We start from the raw sequence: 16,584 nt of genomic DNA, 5'->3' as shown, positions 1-16,584 counted from the left end.
TTCCCCTGGCGTCCTTTGATCCGCGCGATGTGCGAGCGAGGTCCTCCGCTCAGGTAACACGCACTGGCCAGAGTCGTTCGCGCCACCCGGCCATCGCCACGGCGGGCCCCAGTGCAATGCCAGAACGGCTCGCGTCAGGAGGACCGCCAATCCGCATTGCGAGAGGCCTGACGGAAAAGGTCCCGGCGTGTCAGTGACGGCGGACGGGCGGGGAGATCTTGCCGCTCGTCTTGCGGGACGAAACATGAGGATCTGCGGGTGCAGGGACCCGTCCCAGAGAGTCGCGCTTCGCCAGAAAAACTGCGAACCGGGCGGTGGCCTGAAACCGCGCCCCGGCTCAGCCGCCCGCTGCCGTAAGTTCCACCCCGTCATCAAGGGGCCGCGGAGGGGCAGCAACTGGAGCAGCCGGCGCGTGCGCCGCACCATGAGCGGCTTGGCGCCGTGAAGGAGTTCGCGTGTGTGGAATGGCGGGCCGCGGACCTGCCCCGAACTGCTGCACCAGGCCCAGGTCGTGCTTCCAGATGCGAATGGCCGCCTCGACTTCGGCCGGCGCGGTGCGGTGCGCTGCAGCGCCTGCGTGCGCGTGAATCGAGCCAGCCCTGCAAGAGGAGCCGCCGAAGCATTGCCGTCGAGTCCCTCCTTGGAACGCGCAAGCAATGGAAGCCAGTGGACCGCATGAGCAGTGTGGGGAACTCGAGACCGGAAGATCCTGTGCGACTGCGCATCGTGCGCGATTCCGAGGCTCCTGATCCGGCAGCCGCCCTGCCGGTTCACTTGCTGTGAAGTTCTCCGTTCGCCAGCAGCTCGTGGGCAAGGGCAAGCGGGGCCGGATCGATCCAGTCCTGCACCGAGAAATCTCTTTGAATGAAGCCATGCTCCAACAGGAAGTTCTTTCGGACCTCGAGCGCCTTGATCAGATCCGGCCGAAGCGTCGGTGCCAAGTCGTCGAACATGGACTGGTCGAATGCATCCGGCATCCATTCGTCCATCGTTCCAACTTCGTTCGCAATGATGGTGGAGGCGGCCGCACGATTGCTCCTGGCCCAATCTGCGGCCCGGAGAACCTGGGCGATGTACCTCGCGACGATGCGGGGATGCTCCCGGGCGAGCTTCCCGCTGACGGTGAATACATTGGGGGTCCCATTGTTGATCGCAACGCGCCAGTCTGAGTGGTGACCAATGTCGACCACCACTTGGGCATCGAGGAACTCCTGCAGCGTGGGCCCGAATGCGCCGTAGTGGTACAGCGCATCGACTTCGCCGCGGATCATGGCTTGCGCCTCCGCCCGGGAACTTCCCGCAACCTGTCGCGCGTCGAACAGGCCGCCGGTGCTGGACGGACTCACGTCGCCGATGTAGGGCGTGTCGATGGGCAGGTCCACGAACGTCACTTCCTCAGGCGAGATTCCCGCCGCTGCCAGCGACTGCAGATAGCCTTCGAGGGCGGACGCTCTCCAGAAATCGATCTGTTCTCGCGTGCGGCGCGGCAGTGCCAGACGCTTTCCGCGTAGGTCCTCCACCCGACGGATGCCTGAACCAGGCATCGCCAGAATGCGCTGGTACTGCGGCAGCCACGTCAGGCCGATCACGACGATGTCCTGGCCTTGCGAGCGAGACCAGATCGGAGGGGCATTCCCGCCGTGTCTGAAGGAGTTCTCGACTCGGTGATCGAAGTGGGACTCCCGGACCTTGCGATCGGTAGATGCGCGCAGGCTGGCAACCTCGATACCGTCGCGCGCGAATTCCTCGGTCAGCCATCCATGGTGGATTGCAATGCCTGAAGCAGTCGGTACGGGGCAGCGGGTGTACCAGATCTGGTCGATGGGACGGGCAGAGTGTTCAGCTTGGGTCACGGTTCTCGTTAGCGCGGGTTTCGCCATAGAGGTTAAGGGTGGTGTGACATTATTAACCTAAAAAAACCACTCTGCAACCGCGTGGATGCGAAGCGCACCTTGCGGGGACGCTTGCACGCAGTTGCGGTCCGGGGGTTAACCCCGGGTTGGTGACTCCCGAGTGTCGCCTATATGATTGATGACGATTATTAACTATATGAAAGTAATCCCGGTGGAGGCGCAAGCCACATCGCACGGGGCGCGGCGGGAGCGCTCAGGTACGGGCGCACGACCGACCGCCACGAGCTTCGCGAATGAACACGTCTTTCGAGTCCATACCGCATTGGATTGCGGCATCGCCGGCCGGGGCATTGCAGGAAGCGCGCTGCACGCGCGTCAAGGTGGCCTGCGCAGCCGAATCGCTGACGCGCGAGCAAGGGCTGGCCGCGTCCGCAGGCTGGCCGGGACGGCGCTGCGCCCGCCAGCATCGGCGAAACGCCCTCGCGGGGGACACGGCCTGGTGGTCCCGAGTGAAAGGCCGCAGGCGGATCTCGCTTTCTGTGGAATCAATCTATGACTGAAGACAAACTCTGGGAGCTCGAAGCTGTCTGCGACGTGATTCGCGACGGAGACCAGGTTGCCATTCCGACCGGTTTCAACGCGGAGTTCAGTGCCGTCGCCATGGATGTCACGCGGGCGCTGATACGACGCCGGGCAAAAGGCCTTCGCCTGCTGTGTGTGCCCACCAGCGGCCTGCAGGCGGACATGCTGATCGGCGCCGGCTGCGTGTCCTCCATCGAAATGGGCGCAGTGCTGCTTTACGAGTACGGCGCTGCGCCCCGCTTCGGACAGGCACAACGGGAAGGCAGCATCGAGATCCTGGAGGCGACCTGTCCTGCCATTGCGGCAGGGTTGCGCGCCGGTGAGGCCGGCCTGCCGTTCATGCCGGTGCCTGGCATTCTAGGTTCGGACGTCTACCGTGTACGCGAGCCGAACTGGAAGCAGATCCGCAATCCCTTCAATGCACTCGAACAGAGCGCCGTCGTCCCGGCGCTGCGTCCGGACGTCGCCGTCTTTCATTCGCCTCTGGCCGATCGGTACGGGAACGTCTGGATTGGCCGACGCGGCAGCCTGAGGCTCATGGCCCACGCGTCCAGGCGTTGCGTCGTTACTTGCGACGAACTGTACGAGGGCGACTTGCTGGACCACTCTCTGTACGCGCCAGGCTCCGTTTCCGGCGAATACATTACCGCCGTCTGTCATCGGCCCGGGGGCAGCTGGCCACTGCACGCAGGTGCTGCCGCTCCGGAGGATCGTGCGCACATGCATTCGTATGCCGAACTGGCGGCCACTCCCGAAGGCTTCGCGTCCTATCTGCGCCAGCACGTGCTCCAAGCGCAATGAACGACCTGCTACTCATCTCAGCGCTCGCGCAGCTGCTGGCGCCGCGTAGTCACGTCCTGATTGGCACCAACGCGCCTCACCACATGGCCGCGGCCTTGCTTGCGCAGCGGACTTCCAGCCGGCGGATGCAGGTCACCGTGATAGGCGCGGGGACCCGGTCGTTCCTCACCGACGACCTCGACGAGATCTTCCATTGCGCCGCCCAAGGGCGATTCGACGCGCTCGTGCTCGGAGGCCTGCAGATTGACGGCCGGGCAAACATCAACCTGGTCGGAATCGGAGAGCATCCGCGCATGCGCATCCGCTCTTCTGGCTCGCATGGCATGCCGCTGCTGTACCTGATGATCCCCAACGTCGTGCTGTTTCGGCTTGGCCATGCCCCCAGGACCATGGTAGAGCGGGTCGAGTTCATCAGCGCGCCCGGACTGAGTCCGCCCGAGGTATACCGGCCGGGCGGTGCATCGCACCTGCTCACCGACATGGCGCTGTTCGACTTCGATCGGATCCGCGGGCGCTTCGTCCTGCGCTCGGTGCATCCCGGCTACACCGCGGACCAGGTTGTGAGCGCCACCGGGTTCCGGTTCGACGCGCCTGCTGAAGCCCCGCTGACTCCGCTGCCGCGGGGGGAGGCCGCGCAAATCCTGCACGACCATGTCTGCGAAGCCATGGCCGGCACCTATCCGGCCTTCGCGGCGTCGCTGAAGAAGGCTGCGGCCCATCAACTTGCGGCTGATCCCGCGAAAACGGCATGAATGCTCCTATCTGGATTCCTACTGCCGAACGCATCGCCCATGCCCGGCTCACCGGGTTCATGGCGTCGATCGAGCATCGGCACCGGCGCAAACTCCAGGGCTATGCGGAACTCCACGCGTATTCAGTGGAACCGTCCGGCGACTTCTGGAGGGATCTTTGGGACTATCTCGAGATCCGCGCGGAGGCGCCGCCTTCCTGCACTGTGCGCTCCATCGGCTCGCTGCCCGGCGCGGCCTGGTTTCCTGGCGCACGGTTGAACCTTGCCGAGAATCTGCTGCGTCGCAGCGACGACGCCGAAGCGCTGATCTTTCGGGGCGAGGAGGGAAGCCGCCGCTCGATGACCTGGGCCCAACTCAATGGCCAGGTCGCCTCCTGTGCCGCGGCCCTGCGTGCCGTCGGAGTGGGCATTGGCGATCGGGTCGCGGGCTATTTGCCCAACGTGCCGGAGGCGGTGGTCGCCATGCTGGCCACCACCGCCATCGGCGCGATCTGGTGTGCGTGCGCGCCCGACTACGGCGTTGACGCTTGCCTGCGCAGGCTCGGCCAAGTCAATCCGAAGGTCCTGTTCGCAGGCGACAGATACTGGTACGCGGGAAAAGAACATCGCCTGGACGGCAAGGTCGCGCAGCTCGTGCGAGAGCTGCCCTCGCTGGCCGCGGTAATCCGGGTCCCGTACCTTGGTGCTGACTCCAGCGCTGACGAGCAGGCATACGCCGCCTTCGTGGCGCGCTTCGCGGGTGCGCCGAGCGCCTTCGTCGCGCTTCCCTTTGACCATCCGGCGCTGATCCTGTTTTCCTCCGGTACGACCGGCGCTCCCAAGGCTATCGTGCACGGGGCCGGCGGAACGCTGCTGCAAACCTTGAAGGAGATGGCACTGCACACCGATCTGGGCAGCCGCGATCGACTCCTGTCGCTCACGACGACCGGCTGGATGGTGTGGAACATGATGGTCTCAGCGCTGGGCCTCGGAACGTCGCTGGTGCTGTACGACGGCTGCCCGACGCATCCGCGCGGAACCCGCTTGTTCGATTTGGCCGAAGAGGAAGATGTCAGCGCGATCCGTCTGGTCCCGAAGCTGTTGGACGAATTGCGCAGCAGCGGCGTGTGTCCGGCCAGGACACACCGGCTTGAGAAGCTCAAGTGCATCATTGCCAGCAGTGCACCGGTGCTGCCTCGACACTACGAGTTCGTTCACCAATCCATCAAGTCGGACGTACACGTCCTTTCCCCCGCGGGTGGGACCGATGTCATGGGCTCGCTTGCGACAGGCTGCCCGGTGCTGCCGGTGGTCGCCGGCGAGATCCAGGTGCGCTCGCTCGGCATGAAGGTGGAGGTTTACGACGCAAACCGGCAATCGGTCGTCGACGAAGCGGGAGAGCTGGTATGCACCCAGTCCTTTCCTTCGGTTCCGCTGGGCTTCTGGAACGATCCATCGGGCGAGCGCATGCGCGGCACCTACTTCGCCATGTACCCGAATGTGTGGCGTCATGGTGACTGGGCTCGTATCACCCCGGGCGGCGGGGTCGTCATCGAAGGACGATCCGACGCCACGCTGAACGTGAACGGGGTGCGGCTCGGAACGAGCGAACTCTATCAGGCCGTGCAACCGCTGGCGGAGATTGCCGAGGCGGCGGCCGTCGAGCACGGAGCACAAATCGCCCTGTTCGTGCGACTCACCGCCGGTGCTACTTTGGACGACGCCTTGATTGATCGCATTGGCAAGACGATCCGACAGCGAGCCTCTGCGCGGCACGTCCCGGGCCTCATAGTGGCGGTGCCTGAACTTCCCTGCTCATCGAACGGAAAGGTATCGGAGTTGGCAATCCGGGACGCGCTGGCCGGCAAGCCCGTGGCCACGTCCGGACTGCTCAATCCGCAGGCGCTGTCGCACCTGGTGCGGTGCGCTCACCTCGCGCAGCAGTCCACATCATCCATTGCGTCGCGCACAGGCGTGCGCACCGAACAAGAGGCATCATGAGAACGGCGGTTCCCGCTCGCAAGGCTGATGGATTCAGCAGGATTCGCGTGACGCGGCTTGGCCAAGCGCTCGGCGCGGAGGTCGACGCCGGCGACCTGGACCAGGTGAGCCCTGAGCAGTTCCAGGAAATCCATGCGGCATGGCTACAGTTCCACGTCCTGCGCTTTCGCGGCGTCGCGTTCGACGATGAGCGCTTCGACCGGTTCGCCCGCCGATTCGGGCCGCCGCAGCCGACGCAAATGAGCGCCCACGTGGCGACGCGTACGGACCTGCGAGGCCCGGGCGCGTCGAGCGTGCGACAAGCTGCGCGCAGCGAGCGATATCCGCACATTGCGGTGGTCTCCAACGTGATCGACGCTGGCGTTGCGCTGGGCGGCCTCGGCGATGGCGAGCTGATGTGGCACTCGGACCAGTCCAACAACGAGGCTCCGCCGTCCGCCACCCTGCTTTACGCCGTAGAGGCTCCGTCCGGCCAGGGCCGCACCGGTTTCGCCAACGCCCAGGTCGCCTGGGAGCGCTTGCCGCTCGCTCTGCGACAGCTCGTGAGAAACCTTCAGCTCAAGCATGACGGTTCGGTGGACGCCGCCGGCTATCGCCGTCCCGACCACATGGCAGTGACTGACGTACGCACCTCGCCTGGACAGGCGCACCCCTTGGTGTGCATCCATCCGGAGAGCGGACGGGAGTGCCTGTATCTGGGGCGCCGTTCGAACTCCTATGTGCTCGGGCTCAGCGTGGCCGACTCGGATGCGCTCCTCGACCAGCTATGGGGACACGTCACCCAGGAGCAATTCATCTGGCGGCAGGACTGGCGGCCCGGCGATTTGGTCGTCTGGGACAACCGCAGCGTGCTGCATCAGCGTGAAGCGTTCGATCCGGGCGCGCGGCGCATCCTGCGCCGCATCATGACGCAAGGCACCAAGCCGGTAGCTGCACTTTCCAATGCGCCGGTGCAATCGGCTTGATCGGTTTTGCCGCCGTCAGCGGCCGGCCCGGGACCTGAATGGCGGCGGCCGGAAGGCCTCGACCGGAGGCACTGTCCCGTGAAAGGATTCGACCTGCACCAGGCAGGTTTGCGCGGAACAGCCCTGGGACAAGGAGGAGGAGGGCAGGTCAGCCGTCAAGGCATTGGGATTTCCATGCCGCTCCAGCTGCGGGGAGGCCCAGTCGTCGGGGTCGAACCAGGCACCGGTGGCCAGTTTGACCACGCCCCGCCGGATGTTGCTTGAGAGTCTGGCGCCCGCCAGGCATGCGCCTCGGCCGTTGAAAACGCGCACGACGTCACCGTCGCGAATCCCGCGAGCGAGCGCGTCTTCCACGTTGATGGTCAGGGGCTCCCGCTCCCGTACCTTGTTGGCCACGCTGTAGTCGGAATGATCCAGTTGGCTGTGCAGCTTGGTATGAGGTTGGTCCGACAGGAGGTGCAGGGGATATCGTTGCGCCAGCGGACTTCCCAGCCACTCGGCCGGCTCCAGCCAGCTGGCGTGGCCTTTGCAGTCGGCGTAACCGAACGAAGCCACCCGCGCGCTGAAAAGCTCGATCTTCCCGGACGGGGTGGATAGCCGGTGGCCCTCAGGGTCCTGCCTGAAGCGCGAAAGCATGGTGACGGGTTCAGGACTGGCCGGAAGGAGAAGCGGCGGGCCGTCCCAGAATTCACTGAAGCAGGGCCAGTGCATGCCGCGCTGCGCCGCTCGCTCGAATGCTCCTTCGTACATCCACCGCAGCCACTCGGTCGTGTTGCGGCCTTCGGTGAACTGCGATTCGCGCCCGAGCCGCCGTGACAGCAGGGTGAAGATGTCAAAGTCGTCCCTTGCCTCACCCCAGCCGGGGACGATCTTGCGCATCGGAACCAGATACCGGTCCAGCGCCCCATAGCCGATGTCATCCCGCTCCAGCGTCGTGGTGGCCGGAAACACGATGTCCGCGCATTTGGCGGTAGCGGTCCAAAACTGTTCGTGCACGATCACGGCTTGCGGGCGCCGCCAGGCGCCGAGCAGGCGGTTCAGGTCCTGGTGATGATGGAACGGGTTTCCGCCTACCCAGTAGATCAGGCGAACCTCAGGGAACCGGTACTCCGAGCCGTTGTAGCTGAATGCCTTGCCGGGCGATTCAAGCATGTCCGCAATCCGCGCCACGGGGCAGAAGGTCTCCACAGGGTTGTGCCCTTGCGGCAAGGTCGGGCCGCCGAACTTCAGCGCGTTACCGCCCACGCCATTGAGGGTGCCGTAGCCGACCCCGAAGCCTCCGCCGGGCAGCCCGATCTGGCCCAGCATCGCCGCCAGCGCGACCACGCCCCAATAGGGCTGCTCGCCGTGATGGGCGCGCTGCAGGGCCCACGCCACATTGATCATCGAGCGGACGCTGGCCAGATCCTGCGCAAGTCGCCGAATCTTCTCCGCCTTGAGGCCCGTGATCTCGGCCGCCCACTCTGCGTCCTTCCGTACTCCGTCGGCCTGCCCCTGAAGGTAGGCCGCAAAGATGTCGAAGCCGACACAGTAGCGAGCCAGGAAACCGGTGTCGGCGCGCTGCTGCACCAGCAGCGTGTGGCACAAGGCGAGCAGCAGTGCCGTGTCCGTGTTCGGGCGAATGGGCAGCCATTCATGGTCCACGTGAAGGTCATCGCGCACCGGACTGACGTTCACGAACCGGACGCCCCGCCGCACCATCTCTTGCAGGTGGAGATCAAGCCTGTGCTGGCCTGCGAGTCCCTGGCAGATCTGCGAATTCTTCCGCGCGATGCCACCGAAGGTGAGGAACAGCCGGGTGTGCTGCGCGAGGGTCTGCCAATCGGTATGGGAGGCGAGCAGATGGTCCATGCTCGCCACCACATGCGGCATGATCACGCTCCCCGCACCGAGGCTGTAGCTGTCCACGGAACGGACATATCCGCCGAGCGCGTTCAGAAAGCGATGCACCTGACTCTGGGCATGGTGGAAGCGCCCGGCGCTGGCCCAACCGTACGAGCCGCCAAAAATGGCTTCATTGCCGTGAGCTGAGATGGTGCAAGCCAGGGCGTCGGCCGCCAGGGCGATCGCCTCGTCCCAGGAAACTTCCACAAAGCCTTCTCGGCCACGCAGCTCCGGGTGCGCTCCCCAGCCGTGGTCGATCCAGCTTTTCCTGACCGAGGGTCGCATCGCACGCAGCGCCGACTGGTACGCGCGGGCCGCGGCCGCTCCTATCGGCGACGGGGCCGGATCGTCCGTGAGAGGGAGCAGCTCGGGGCACGTTCCCGACCCGCAGCTTTGAACCTCAAAGATGCCCCAATGTGATGCGGTGAACACTTTTAATTGCTCCTTGCAGGCCGCATTGCGCGTGGGCTGCGGAGTTGCGCAGCCCCACGCGCAATGCGGGGTGTCGATTTGCGCCCATGGTCACATCACGGACCCTTCGGATGCGGACGGCGCGGGACCCACGCCTCGGGGCAGGAAAGAGTTCCCCTCCTTCCGCGCCCTCGACCCGCATGCCACTGCGGCATTCAGCCGCGTGATGAGGGCGCGCAGTGCCCGCGGGAGCAAACAGCACCTGCCCAGGCATCGACCCCGAGGTCATGGATTTCCGCACCGGCAGCCGATTCGACGGCCAGGCAGGACGCGCGAGCGAGTTGCAGCAACAGCGCGTCGGAGCGCGCTCGCCGATTACTCTCCCGGTCGGCGCCAACGGTCGTTCGGGCCGAACTGCGTGCCGACAGGTCCGCCCGGCGCGCCCGTCCGCGCGGCACTCGATCGTTTCGTACCCACATGTCTCACGATGCACCGCCCGGAAAAGCCAGCGGGCAAGGGGGACCGGCGAATCGTCGCATGTGTGGCTATTGTTCAAGGTTGAGCCATTGGCCCCCACCGGACGCAGCGTTACTCAAGCTTCACGCCGGATGCTTTGATGACAACGGCCCAGCGCAGGCGATCCTTCCGAATGCGAGCGGCGAAGCCTTGGCTGTCCGCAGCAAGTACCTCCAGACCCATGCCGGTCAGTGAGGCCTTCAGCGTACCGGACGCCAGCGCGGAACGAAAAGCCGTGTCCAGCCGGTTCACGATCGTGGCGGGCGTGGTCGTGGGAGCCATGACCCCATACCAGGCGCTGACCGCAAGCTGCGGGTAGCCCTGCTCGGCGGTGGTCGCCACGTCCGGCAGCAACGCCGAGCGTGACTTGCCGGTCACCGCGAGGGCCTTCAACCGCCCGGTGGTGACGAGCGGCGCGCCGGCAGGGACGCTGCCGAACAGAACGTCCAGGCGAGCCGCCGCCAGGTCGGTGACAGCCTCGCCGAAGCCCTTGTAGGGCACGTGCACCATCTGCATCCTGCCGACGTTGGACAGCATGAGGCCCGCCAGGTGATGCTGGCTACCCACGCCTGACGAGCCGTACGTCAACTTGCCGGGATGTTCACGACCGAAGGCGATCAGTTCACCCAGGGTGCGTGCCTGCGCCCCTGGCGGCGCCAACACGACGAAGCTGGAATCGCCCACGAGTGTGACGGGGGCGAGATGAAGCGTCGGCTCCAGCGGGGACTCCCCTTTTAGTAGCGGCGTGATAACGATCGGACCGTCCGAGCCCAGCAGCAGCGTGTAGCCGTCGCCTGCGCTGTGCGCGACGAAATCGGTGGCCACCATGCCGTTGGCACCTGCGCGGTTCTCCACCACGATCGGCACGCCCAGCTCGCCCGCGGCGGCCGCGGCCAGCCCTCTGGCCACCAGGTCTGGGCTTCCCCCGGGCGGGTAGGGAACCACCAGCCGCACTGGGCGTGATGGGTACGCATCTGCGGCGAGGGCAGCACCGCCGGCGACGTAGCTCAGAAGTGCGGCCAGCAGCGTGCCGGCACCCGCGGCCATCTTCTTCAGGAAACACATCTTGACGAACCAGTTCGAGGTTAATTAATATGGGATTAATAGTACGACGCCTCTGTTAACCTGTCAAAGATGAAGTCCTCCTCTCTCTGGGTGCATCAGTCCTGCCGCGCAAGCAGGCCGGCGATGCGCGGCAGCGCACCATCCGGGAGTCGAATGGCGCCGATCGAGCTCGGCGCCGAGGGTTCGTATTCAGGCGGACTTGCGATGCGCGATCGCCGCCTGGCCATGAAAGACGGGACGAATGACACCCAGCAGCGCTTCTGCTGCCGGCGACAGCCGATTGCCGGCCCGCGTGATCACTCCAATGGCGCGCTCGCAAACAGGGCGGCGGATCGGCACCGCGGCCAGGAGGGGCTCGCCGGTAAGCCGCAACGCCAGGCTGGGCAGTGGGCCGTATCCGAGGCCGGCATTTACCAGAGCTCCGAGCGTGTAGTGGTGCAGTACTTCAAAGCGGGGACGGAACACCAGGCCCTGCTGCTCGAAATAGGCGTCCAGCACCTTCCGCACATTCGAGCCGCGCGCGAGGGTAATGATCGGCAGTTTTGCCATGTCCTTGCCCGTCACGAACTCCTTCTTGGCGATCGGGTCGTTGGCTGGACAAGTGAGGACGAACTGGTCGCTCGTCAAACGTTCGAACTGCAGATCCCCGCCGGGGTCCGGCCCGATCGCGAAGTCTGCCTCGCTCTTGAGTACCCGCTCGCGCAAGGCGTCGGTCGGCTCGTCGATCAAGTGAATGGCCACCTGGGGATACATCTCCGCAAAGCGCCGCATCACGTCGGCAAACAGACTGGCTGCCAGCGTGGGAACGCAAGACACCACGACACGACCGGCCTGGAGTTTGCCTTCGCTACTCAGGTCGTCGGCGATGCCTTCAAGTTCGACCAGAACCCGCTTTGCGCGCTCGAACAGCCGGCGCCCTTCGTTGGTCAGTTCCACGCGCCGGGTGGTCCGCTGCAGCAGGGTGACTCCGAGCAGCTTCTCGAGCTCCGCGACGCGGGTGCTCAATGCGGCCGCCGAGACGCCTTCCGCGCGCGCGGCGGTCGTGTAGCTGCCGTGCTCCGCCACCGCAGCGAAGGAGCGCAATTTGGAAATGGAGATCATGTGAATTGGAGGGGCGATCGAATGGTGGTGCGCGCAATCACGTGCGAAAGCCCGCAGAGAGGGATGCACCGCTGGCTCTTCATGCGTGCCAGCGGTGCGCGCGCTCGTTGTGGGGTACCGCGGTTCGCCGCAAGGGGTCTTTGTCAACACGCTGCAGGTGCGAATGGTAGCGCCGCCAACAGGCTGCATCAATCACAACACCCGAATGCGCGGTTACCCCGATTGCGACGGCAGGGCGCTGTCGCTTACCCCCGACACCACGGGGCGCGATCCTCCGCGGCGCGTGCCGGATTCGCGATGACCCGTCCCGACGGACACGCTGCGCGCCGTCCTGCCGCCCGACACCGCCGCAACCCCCAGGAGCGCAGTCACGTCGCTCAACCTGGTCCGGCCCGCGCTCGCTTCGCCGAGAGCATTGGCAAGTAAGTGCGCAAGGTTCTCACCGGTTCTTTTCAACGAGTGCAATAGGAGTTCCAATGTTCGTGCGCAATTGCTGGTACGTCGCGGCATGGAGCGAAGAGGTCCGCTCCGGGCTGCTCGCTCGCACCATTCTCGGCGAGCCCGTCGTGATGTACCGAACCAGCGATGGAGCGGTTCACGCTCTGCAGGATCGCTGCGCCCACCGCTGCATGCCGCTTTCCAAAGGAGCGGTGGTCGACGACCACGTGGTCTGTTGCTACCACGGGCTGACCTACGCTCCGAGCGGCGCCTGTGTCCGCATTCCCGGAGCCGCCAGCGTTCCGCCCAGCCTGAAGGTCCCCAGCTATCCGGTGCATGAACGCTACGGTGCAGTGTGGATCTGGATGGGCGATCCGACCCGCGCTGATCCCGAGACCATTTTCGCCTGCGCCGGCGTCGACGTACGGGGCGGCGGCCATCACTACTACTTCCCCGTCAAGGCCAACTACCTCCTGGTGAATGACAACCTCAGCGATCTGCTGCATCAAGCCTACCTGCACAACCCCTCCTTTGGAGGCAATGCGACGCCGCTCGGAGAGTTCAGGCCCAAGGTGCACCAGCGGGAACAGGAAATGGACGTGGCGTGGGAATGGAAGGGGATTGAGGCGCCCGCGCTGTTCGGCGAAGTCGGATCAATCGCCGGCATCAGCGATGGCTGGAACCGATCGCACTTCAGGGCGCCGAGCTTCTACATCAACCGGGTCGGCTTCGCGCGCGCCGGCACCGGCGGCATCGACAGCCCCTTGCCCCAGGGCGACGGAAAGCTCTCGCTCGTGATCAACCAACTGATCACGCCCGAGACCGAAAAGACCACGCACTTCTTCAAGATCGTCCACTGCTCCTGGCCCGAGCGGCTGGTGCCGCAGCTTGACCGCTTCATCGTCAACGTCAACAAGGAGGACATCTGGGCCTGCGAGGCGCAGCAGCAGATGATCGATGGCTCCCCCGAAGCGGTGATGCACGCCATCCCCACCGACGTGCCGGTCGTGCAGATGCATCGCATCGTGGACCGGCTGATCGCCGCCGAAAAGGCCGGGCGATCCTGAAGCCTCGGCTTCCCCATTCATCACGGAGACTCACATGCTCAAATTCAGTTGGGCGGCCCGGGCATTGGTCCTGATTGCCGCGCTTCCACTTGCCGCCATCGCTGCGCCGGCTTCAAAGGTGAAGGTGGGCTTCCTGACCACGTTGTCGGGGCCGCAGGCGAACCTGGGACAAATGCACCTGGACGGCTTCAAACTTGCCCTCGAGGCCGCCGGCAACAAGCTGGGCGGAGTTCCGGTGGAACTCGTGGTCGCGGACGACAAGCTCGACCCGGAATCCGGCGTGGAAAGCGTGCGCAAGTTCCTGGACCGCGACCATGTGGATTTCGTCACCGGCGTGGTCTTCTCGAACGTTCTGCTGGCCGCCTACAAGCCCGTCGTCGACAGCAAGACCTTCTTCATCAGTTCATTCTCCGGCCCGTCACCGCTTTCCGGCGACAAGTGCGATCCGTACTTCTTCAGCGCCGGCGTCCAGAACGACAGTACCTACGAAGCGGTGGGCAAGTACGTGAACGACGTCGCACATGTCAAGCGCGTGTTCATTCTGGCGCCGAACTACCAGGGCGGCAGGGATGCAGTCTCGGGTTTCAAGCGCTACTACAAGGGCAGCGTTGTGGGTGAGGTTTACACGCGGGTGGGCCAGCCCGACTACTCCGCGGAAATCGCGCAGGTGCGCGCTGCAGCTCCTGACGCCCTGTACTTCTTCTATCCCGGCTCCATGGGGGTCACCTTCGTGCGTCAAGCCGCGGCCGCCGGCCTTAACCTTCCGATGTACTCCGGGTTCAGCATTGAGGAATCCAACGTTCATGCGATGGGCGACGCGGCCGCCGGCCGCTTCACGGCGGCGGTTTACAACGACGACCTCAAGAACCCGCAGAACCAGGCGTTCGCCAACCTGTACATGGCGAAGTTTCACCGGCGGCCGTCCATCTACGCCGCTCTCGGCTTCGACGCGGTCAAGGTCCTGGACCTGGCGGTTGCATCCGTGCATGGCGATCTGTCGAAGAAGGACGAGATCCGGATGGCGCTCGAAAAGGCGCGCTTCAACCTGGTTCGTGGGCCCATGCAGTTCAACACCAACCATTTCCCCATCCAGAACTTCTACCTGGCCGAGGCAGTCAAGGAGCGCGGCGACATGAGGCTGGAATACCGGGGCGACATCTTCACTCCTCACCGCGATGCGTACGCCGCCGCGTGCAAGCTTGCCAGCAAGGGAATTGCCAAATGAAGACGACTCTGATCAAGAACGCCTGGTACGTGGTCGCGTTCGCCGACGAGGTTGGGCACCGCGTTCCGCTGGGGCGCACCGTGGTGGGTGAACCGCTCGTGATGTACCGGCTGCAGGACGGCAGCGTCACGGCGCTGGAGGATCGCTGTCCTCACCGCAGAATGCCCTTGTCGGCCGGGCGCATCACGCCGGACGACAAGCTGGTCTGCGGCTACCACGGCCTGACCTTCGACTGCAGCGGACGCTGCGTGCTGGTCCCGGGCCAGTCGAACACGGCAGGGCTGAAGATCCGGCGCTTTCCGACGGTGGAGCGTTCAGGCCTGATCTGGGCCTGGATGGGGTCGGCGGATCGGGCGGACGTGAACGCCATTCCCGATACCGGCTGGCTCGAACGGCCAGGCTGGCACTCCACCAGGCTGTATCGCCAACCGAAGGCGAACTACCTCCTGCTTCACGACAACCTGGCCGACCTGCTGCATGTCGCCTACCTGCATATTCCCTCCGGCGGAGGCAACGAGCAGATGGGCCCGGCGCAACTGGAGTTCAAGCCGATGCCATCGGGCTACGAGCTCACCCGCGTCACTCACGACATCCCCTCTCCACCGTCGTATGGGCGCCTGGCCAACCCGAAGGGTAACGTGGACCGCTGGCATATCGCCGAATTCCGCGCGCCTGGATTTCACCGCATCGACACCGGAGTCGCCGAGGCTGGCACCGGGATGGCGAACAGCCCCTTGCCGGTCGGCGCAGGCCGCTGGTCGATTGTGCCGCACCACTTCGTCACGCCCGAGTCGGAACGGTCGACGCACTACTTCCAGGTGGTCGCGCACGAGTGGACGGAATCGAGCGATTCCTGGCGGTTCCTGAACAGCGTCATCGACGAGGACGTCTGGGCAATCGAAAAGCAGCAGCGCAACATCGACCTGGCACCCGACGCGCCGACCTTCCCGATCGCCAGCGACGGCGCCATGCTCTTTCTGCGACGGACGATCGATCGGATGCTGGCTGAGCAGGAGCAGGAGCAGGTCGCCGCAGGTGGGCAAGCATGAGCGTCATGCTGGTGTCCGAGCAGTTGCTGAACGCGCTGCAGTACGGCGTGATGCTGTTCCTGATCGCCTCGGGTCTCACGCTGGTACTCGGGATCATGAACACACTGAACCTGGCGCATGGCGCGCTGTTCATGCTCGCGGCCTACCTTGCCGTTGCGACCTATGGGATGACGCACTCGTTCGTCGCGGCGGCGGCCGGCGCGGTGGCGGGCGTTGCCGCGGTGGCTGCCGCCCTTGAGGTCCTCGTCATGCGGCAGCTGTACGAACGGGACCACCTCGACCAGGTGCTCGCGAGCTTCGGCTTGTTGCTGCTGCTGACCGAGGCGGCTCCGATGCTCTGGGGCCGTGCTTCCCTGGAGATGCCCGCACCGGCCGCCCTGGCCGGCAGCGTCGCCGTCGGGACCCTGCGCTATCCGGCCTACCGCCTGTTCGTCACAGGGGCCGGTCTGCTGATTGCCGCGATGATGTATTGGGCGATCCACCACACCCGCATCGGGATACAGATCCGCGCCGGGGCGACCAATCGGACGATGCTGGCCTGCTGTGGCGTCAACGTGCGCAAACTGTTCTTCCTCGTCTTTTGCGCCGGAGCCGCGCTGGCCGGCGCAGCGGGTTTGCTGGTGAGCCCGCTCGTGGCTGTCGACGCGAGTATGGGAGACGCGATCTTGACGCTTTGCTTCGTGATCGTTGCCATCGGCGGTCTCGGCTCGGTGCGGGGCGCCTTTGTAGCAGCGCTTGCGGTTGGATTCGTGGACACCTTCGGGCGCGCGTTTCTGCCGTCGGTGCTTGGATTTCCCCTCGGGCCGGCCGTTGCGTCGGTCGGCGTCTACGCCTTCATGGCTGCGGTCCTGATCTGGCGCCCAAGAGGGCTCTTCCCCGTTCGCATATAGGACACC

At 65.2% G+C, this 16,584-nt stretch carries 13 protein-coding genes; 9 read left to right on the top strand and 4 right to left on the bottom strand.

Annotated features, from left to right (window positions below):
- Positions 1 to 770 precede the first annotated feature (770 nt).
- Positions 771 to 1,853 (bottom strand): ABC transporter substrate-binding protein, encoded by a 1,083-nt coding sequence (locus WG923_RS26000; protein WP_340353929.1) that lies wholly within the window; start codon positions 1,851 to 1,853, stop codon positions 771 to 773.
- Between the two features lie 293 nt (positions 1,854 to 2,146).
- Here WG923_RS26000 and WG923_RS25995 point away from each other — a divergent pair, with 293 nt between their 5' ends.
- The 5 genes from WG923_RS25995 to WG923_RS25975 are packed head-to-tail and all read left to right on the top strand — an operon-like array spanning position 2,147 to position 6,932.
- Positions 2,147 to 2,413, top strand: coding sequence for a hypothetical protein (locus WG923_RS25995; protein ID WP_340353928.1), 267 nt, complete (start codon positions 2,147 to 2,149; stop codon positions 2,411 to 2,413).
- Positions 2,406 to 3,236: a CoA transferase subunit A gene (locus WG923_RS25990; RefSeq protein WP_340353927.1), complete on the top strand. Its 831-nt coding sequence runs from the start codon at positions 2,406 to 2,408 to the stop codon at positions 3,234 to 3,236. The genes WG923_RS25995 and WG923_RS25990 overlap by 8 nt, the downstream gene beginning before the upstream one ends.
- On the top strand, positions 3,233 to 3,988 hold the full coding sequence (locus WG923_RS25985; protein WP_340353926.1) for a CoA-transferase: 756 nt from the start codon (positions 3,233 to 3,235) through the stop codon (positions 3,986 to 3,988). The genes WG923_RS25990 and WG923_RS25985 overlap by 4 nt, the downstream gene beginning before the upstream one ends.
- Positions 3,985 to 5,967, top strand: a complete 1,983-nt coding sequence (locus tag WG923_RS25980) for an acetoacetate--CoA ligase (protein ID WP_340353925.1) — start codon at positions 3,985 to 3,987, stop codon at positions 5,965 to 5,967. Before WG923_RS25985 ends, WG923_RS25980 begins: the two co-directional genes overlap by 4 nt.
- Entirely contained in the window at positions 5,964 to 6,932 is a 969-nt protein-coding gene (locus WG923_RS25975) for a TauD/TfdA dioxygenase family protein (RefSeq protein ID WP_340353924.1), read from the top strand. Before WG923_RS25980 ends, WG923_RS25975 begins: the two co-directional genes overlap by 4 nt.
- Positions 6,933 to 6,947: 15 nt before the next feature.
- On the opposite strand, the gene WG923_RS25970 is transcribed toward WG923_RS25975, so the two are convergent.
- From WG923_RS25970 to WG923_RS25960, 3 genes are all read right to left on the bottom strand, one after another.
- Entirely contained in the window at positions 6,948 to 9,248 is a 2,301-nt protein-coding gene (locus WG923_RS25970) for a molybdopterin-dependent oxidoreductase (RefSeq protein WP_340353923.1), read from the bottom strand.
- A 567-nt stretch (positions 9,249 to 9,815) separates the two neighbouring features.
- Positions 9,816 to 10,808 carry a Bug family tripartite tricarboxylate transporter substrate binding protein gene (locus tag WG923_RS25965; RefSeq protein WP_340353922.1) on the bottom strand — a complete coding sequence of 331 codons (993 nt, stop codon included), beginning with the start codon at positions 10,806 to 10,808 and terminating at the stop codon, positions 9,816 to 9,818.
- Between the two features lie 189 nt (positions 10,809 to 10,997).
- Complete coding sequence (locus WG923_RS25960; protein WP_340353921.1) at positions 10,998 to 11,909, bottom strand: LysR family transcriptional regulator; 912 nt, start codon at positions 11,907 to 11,909, stop codon at positions 10,998 to 11,000.
- 476 nt (positions 11,910 to 12,385) lie between these two features.
- On the opposite strand from WG923_RS25960, the gene WG923_RS25955 reads away from it, so the two are divergent.
- The 4 genes from WG923_RS25955 to WG923_RS25940 are packed head-to-tail and all read left to right on the top strand — an operon-like array spanning position 12,386 to position 16,578.
- Entirely contained in the window at positions 12,386 to 13,414 is a 1,029-nt protein-coding gene (locus WG923_RS25955; RefSeq protein ID WP_340353920.1) for an aromatic ring-hydroxylating dioxygenase subunit alpha, read from the top strand.
- 34 nt (positions 13,415 to 13,448) lie between these two features.
- Positions 13,449 to 14,639: an ABC transporter substrate-binding protein gene (locus WG923_RS25950; protein ID WP_340353919.1), complete on the top strand. Its 1,191-nt coding sequence runs from the start codon at positions 13,449 to 13,451 to the stop codon at positions 14,637 to 14,639.
- Positions 14,636 to 15,688, top strand: a complete 1,053-nt coding sequence (locus tag WG923_RS25945) for an aromatic ring-hydroxylating dioxygenase subunit alpha (protein WP_340353918.1) — start codon at positions 14,636 to 14,638, stop codon at positions 15,686 to 15,688. The genes WG923_RS25950 and WG923_RS25945 overlap by 4 nt, the downstream gene beginning before the upstream one ends.
- A complete protein-coding gene (locus WG923_RS25940) occupies positions 15,685 to 16,578 on the top strand; it encodes a branched-chain amino acid ABC transporter permease (protein ID WP_340353917.1) in 894 nt (297 codons plus the stop codon). Before WG923_RS25945 ends, WG923_RS25940 begins: the two co-directional genes overlap by 4 nt.
- Positions 16,579 to 16,584 lie beyond the last annotated feature (6 nt).

The organism is Ramlibacter sp. AN1133, from assembly GCF_037890035.1.
Classification (GTDB): Bacteria; Pseudomonadota; Gammaproteobacteria; order Burkholderiales; family Burkholderiaceae_C; genus Ramlibacter.
Note: the sequence above shows the minus strand (reverse complement) of the source record. Positions and strands in the feature narration are given on the sequence as shown.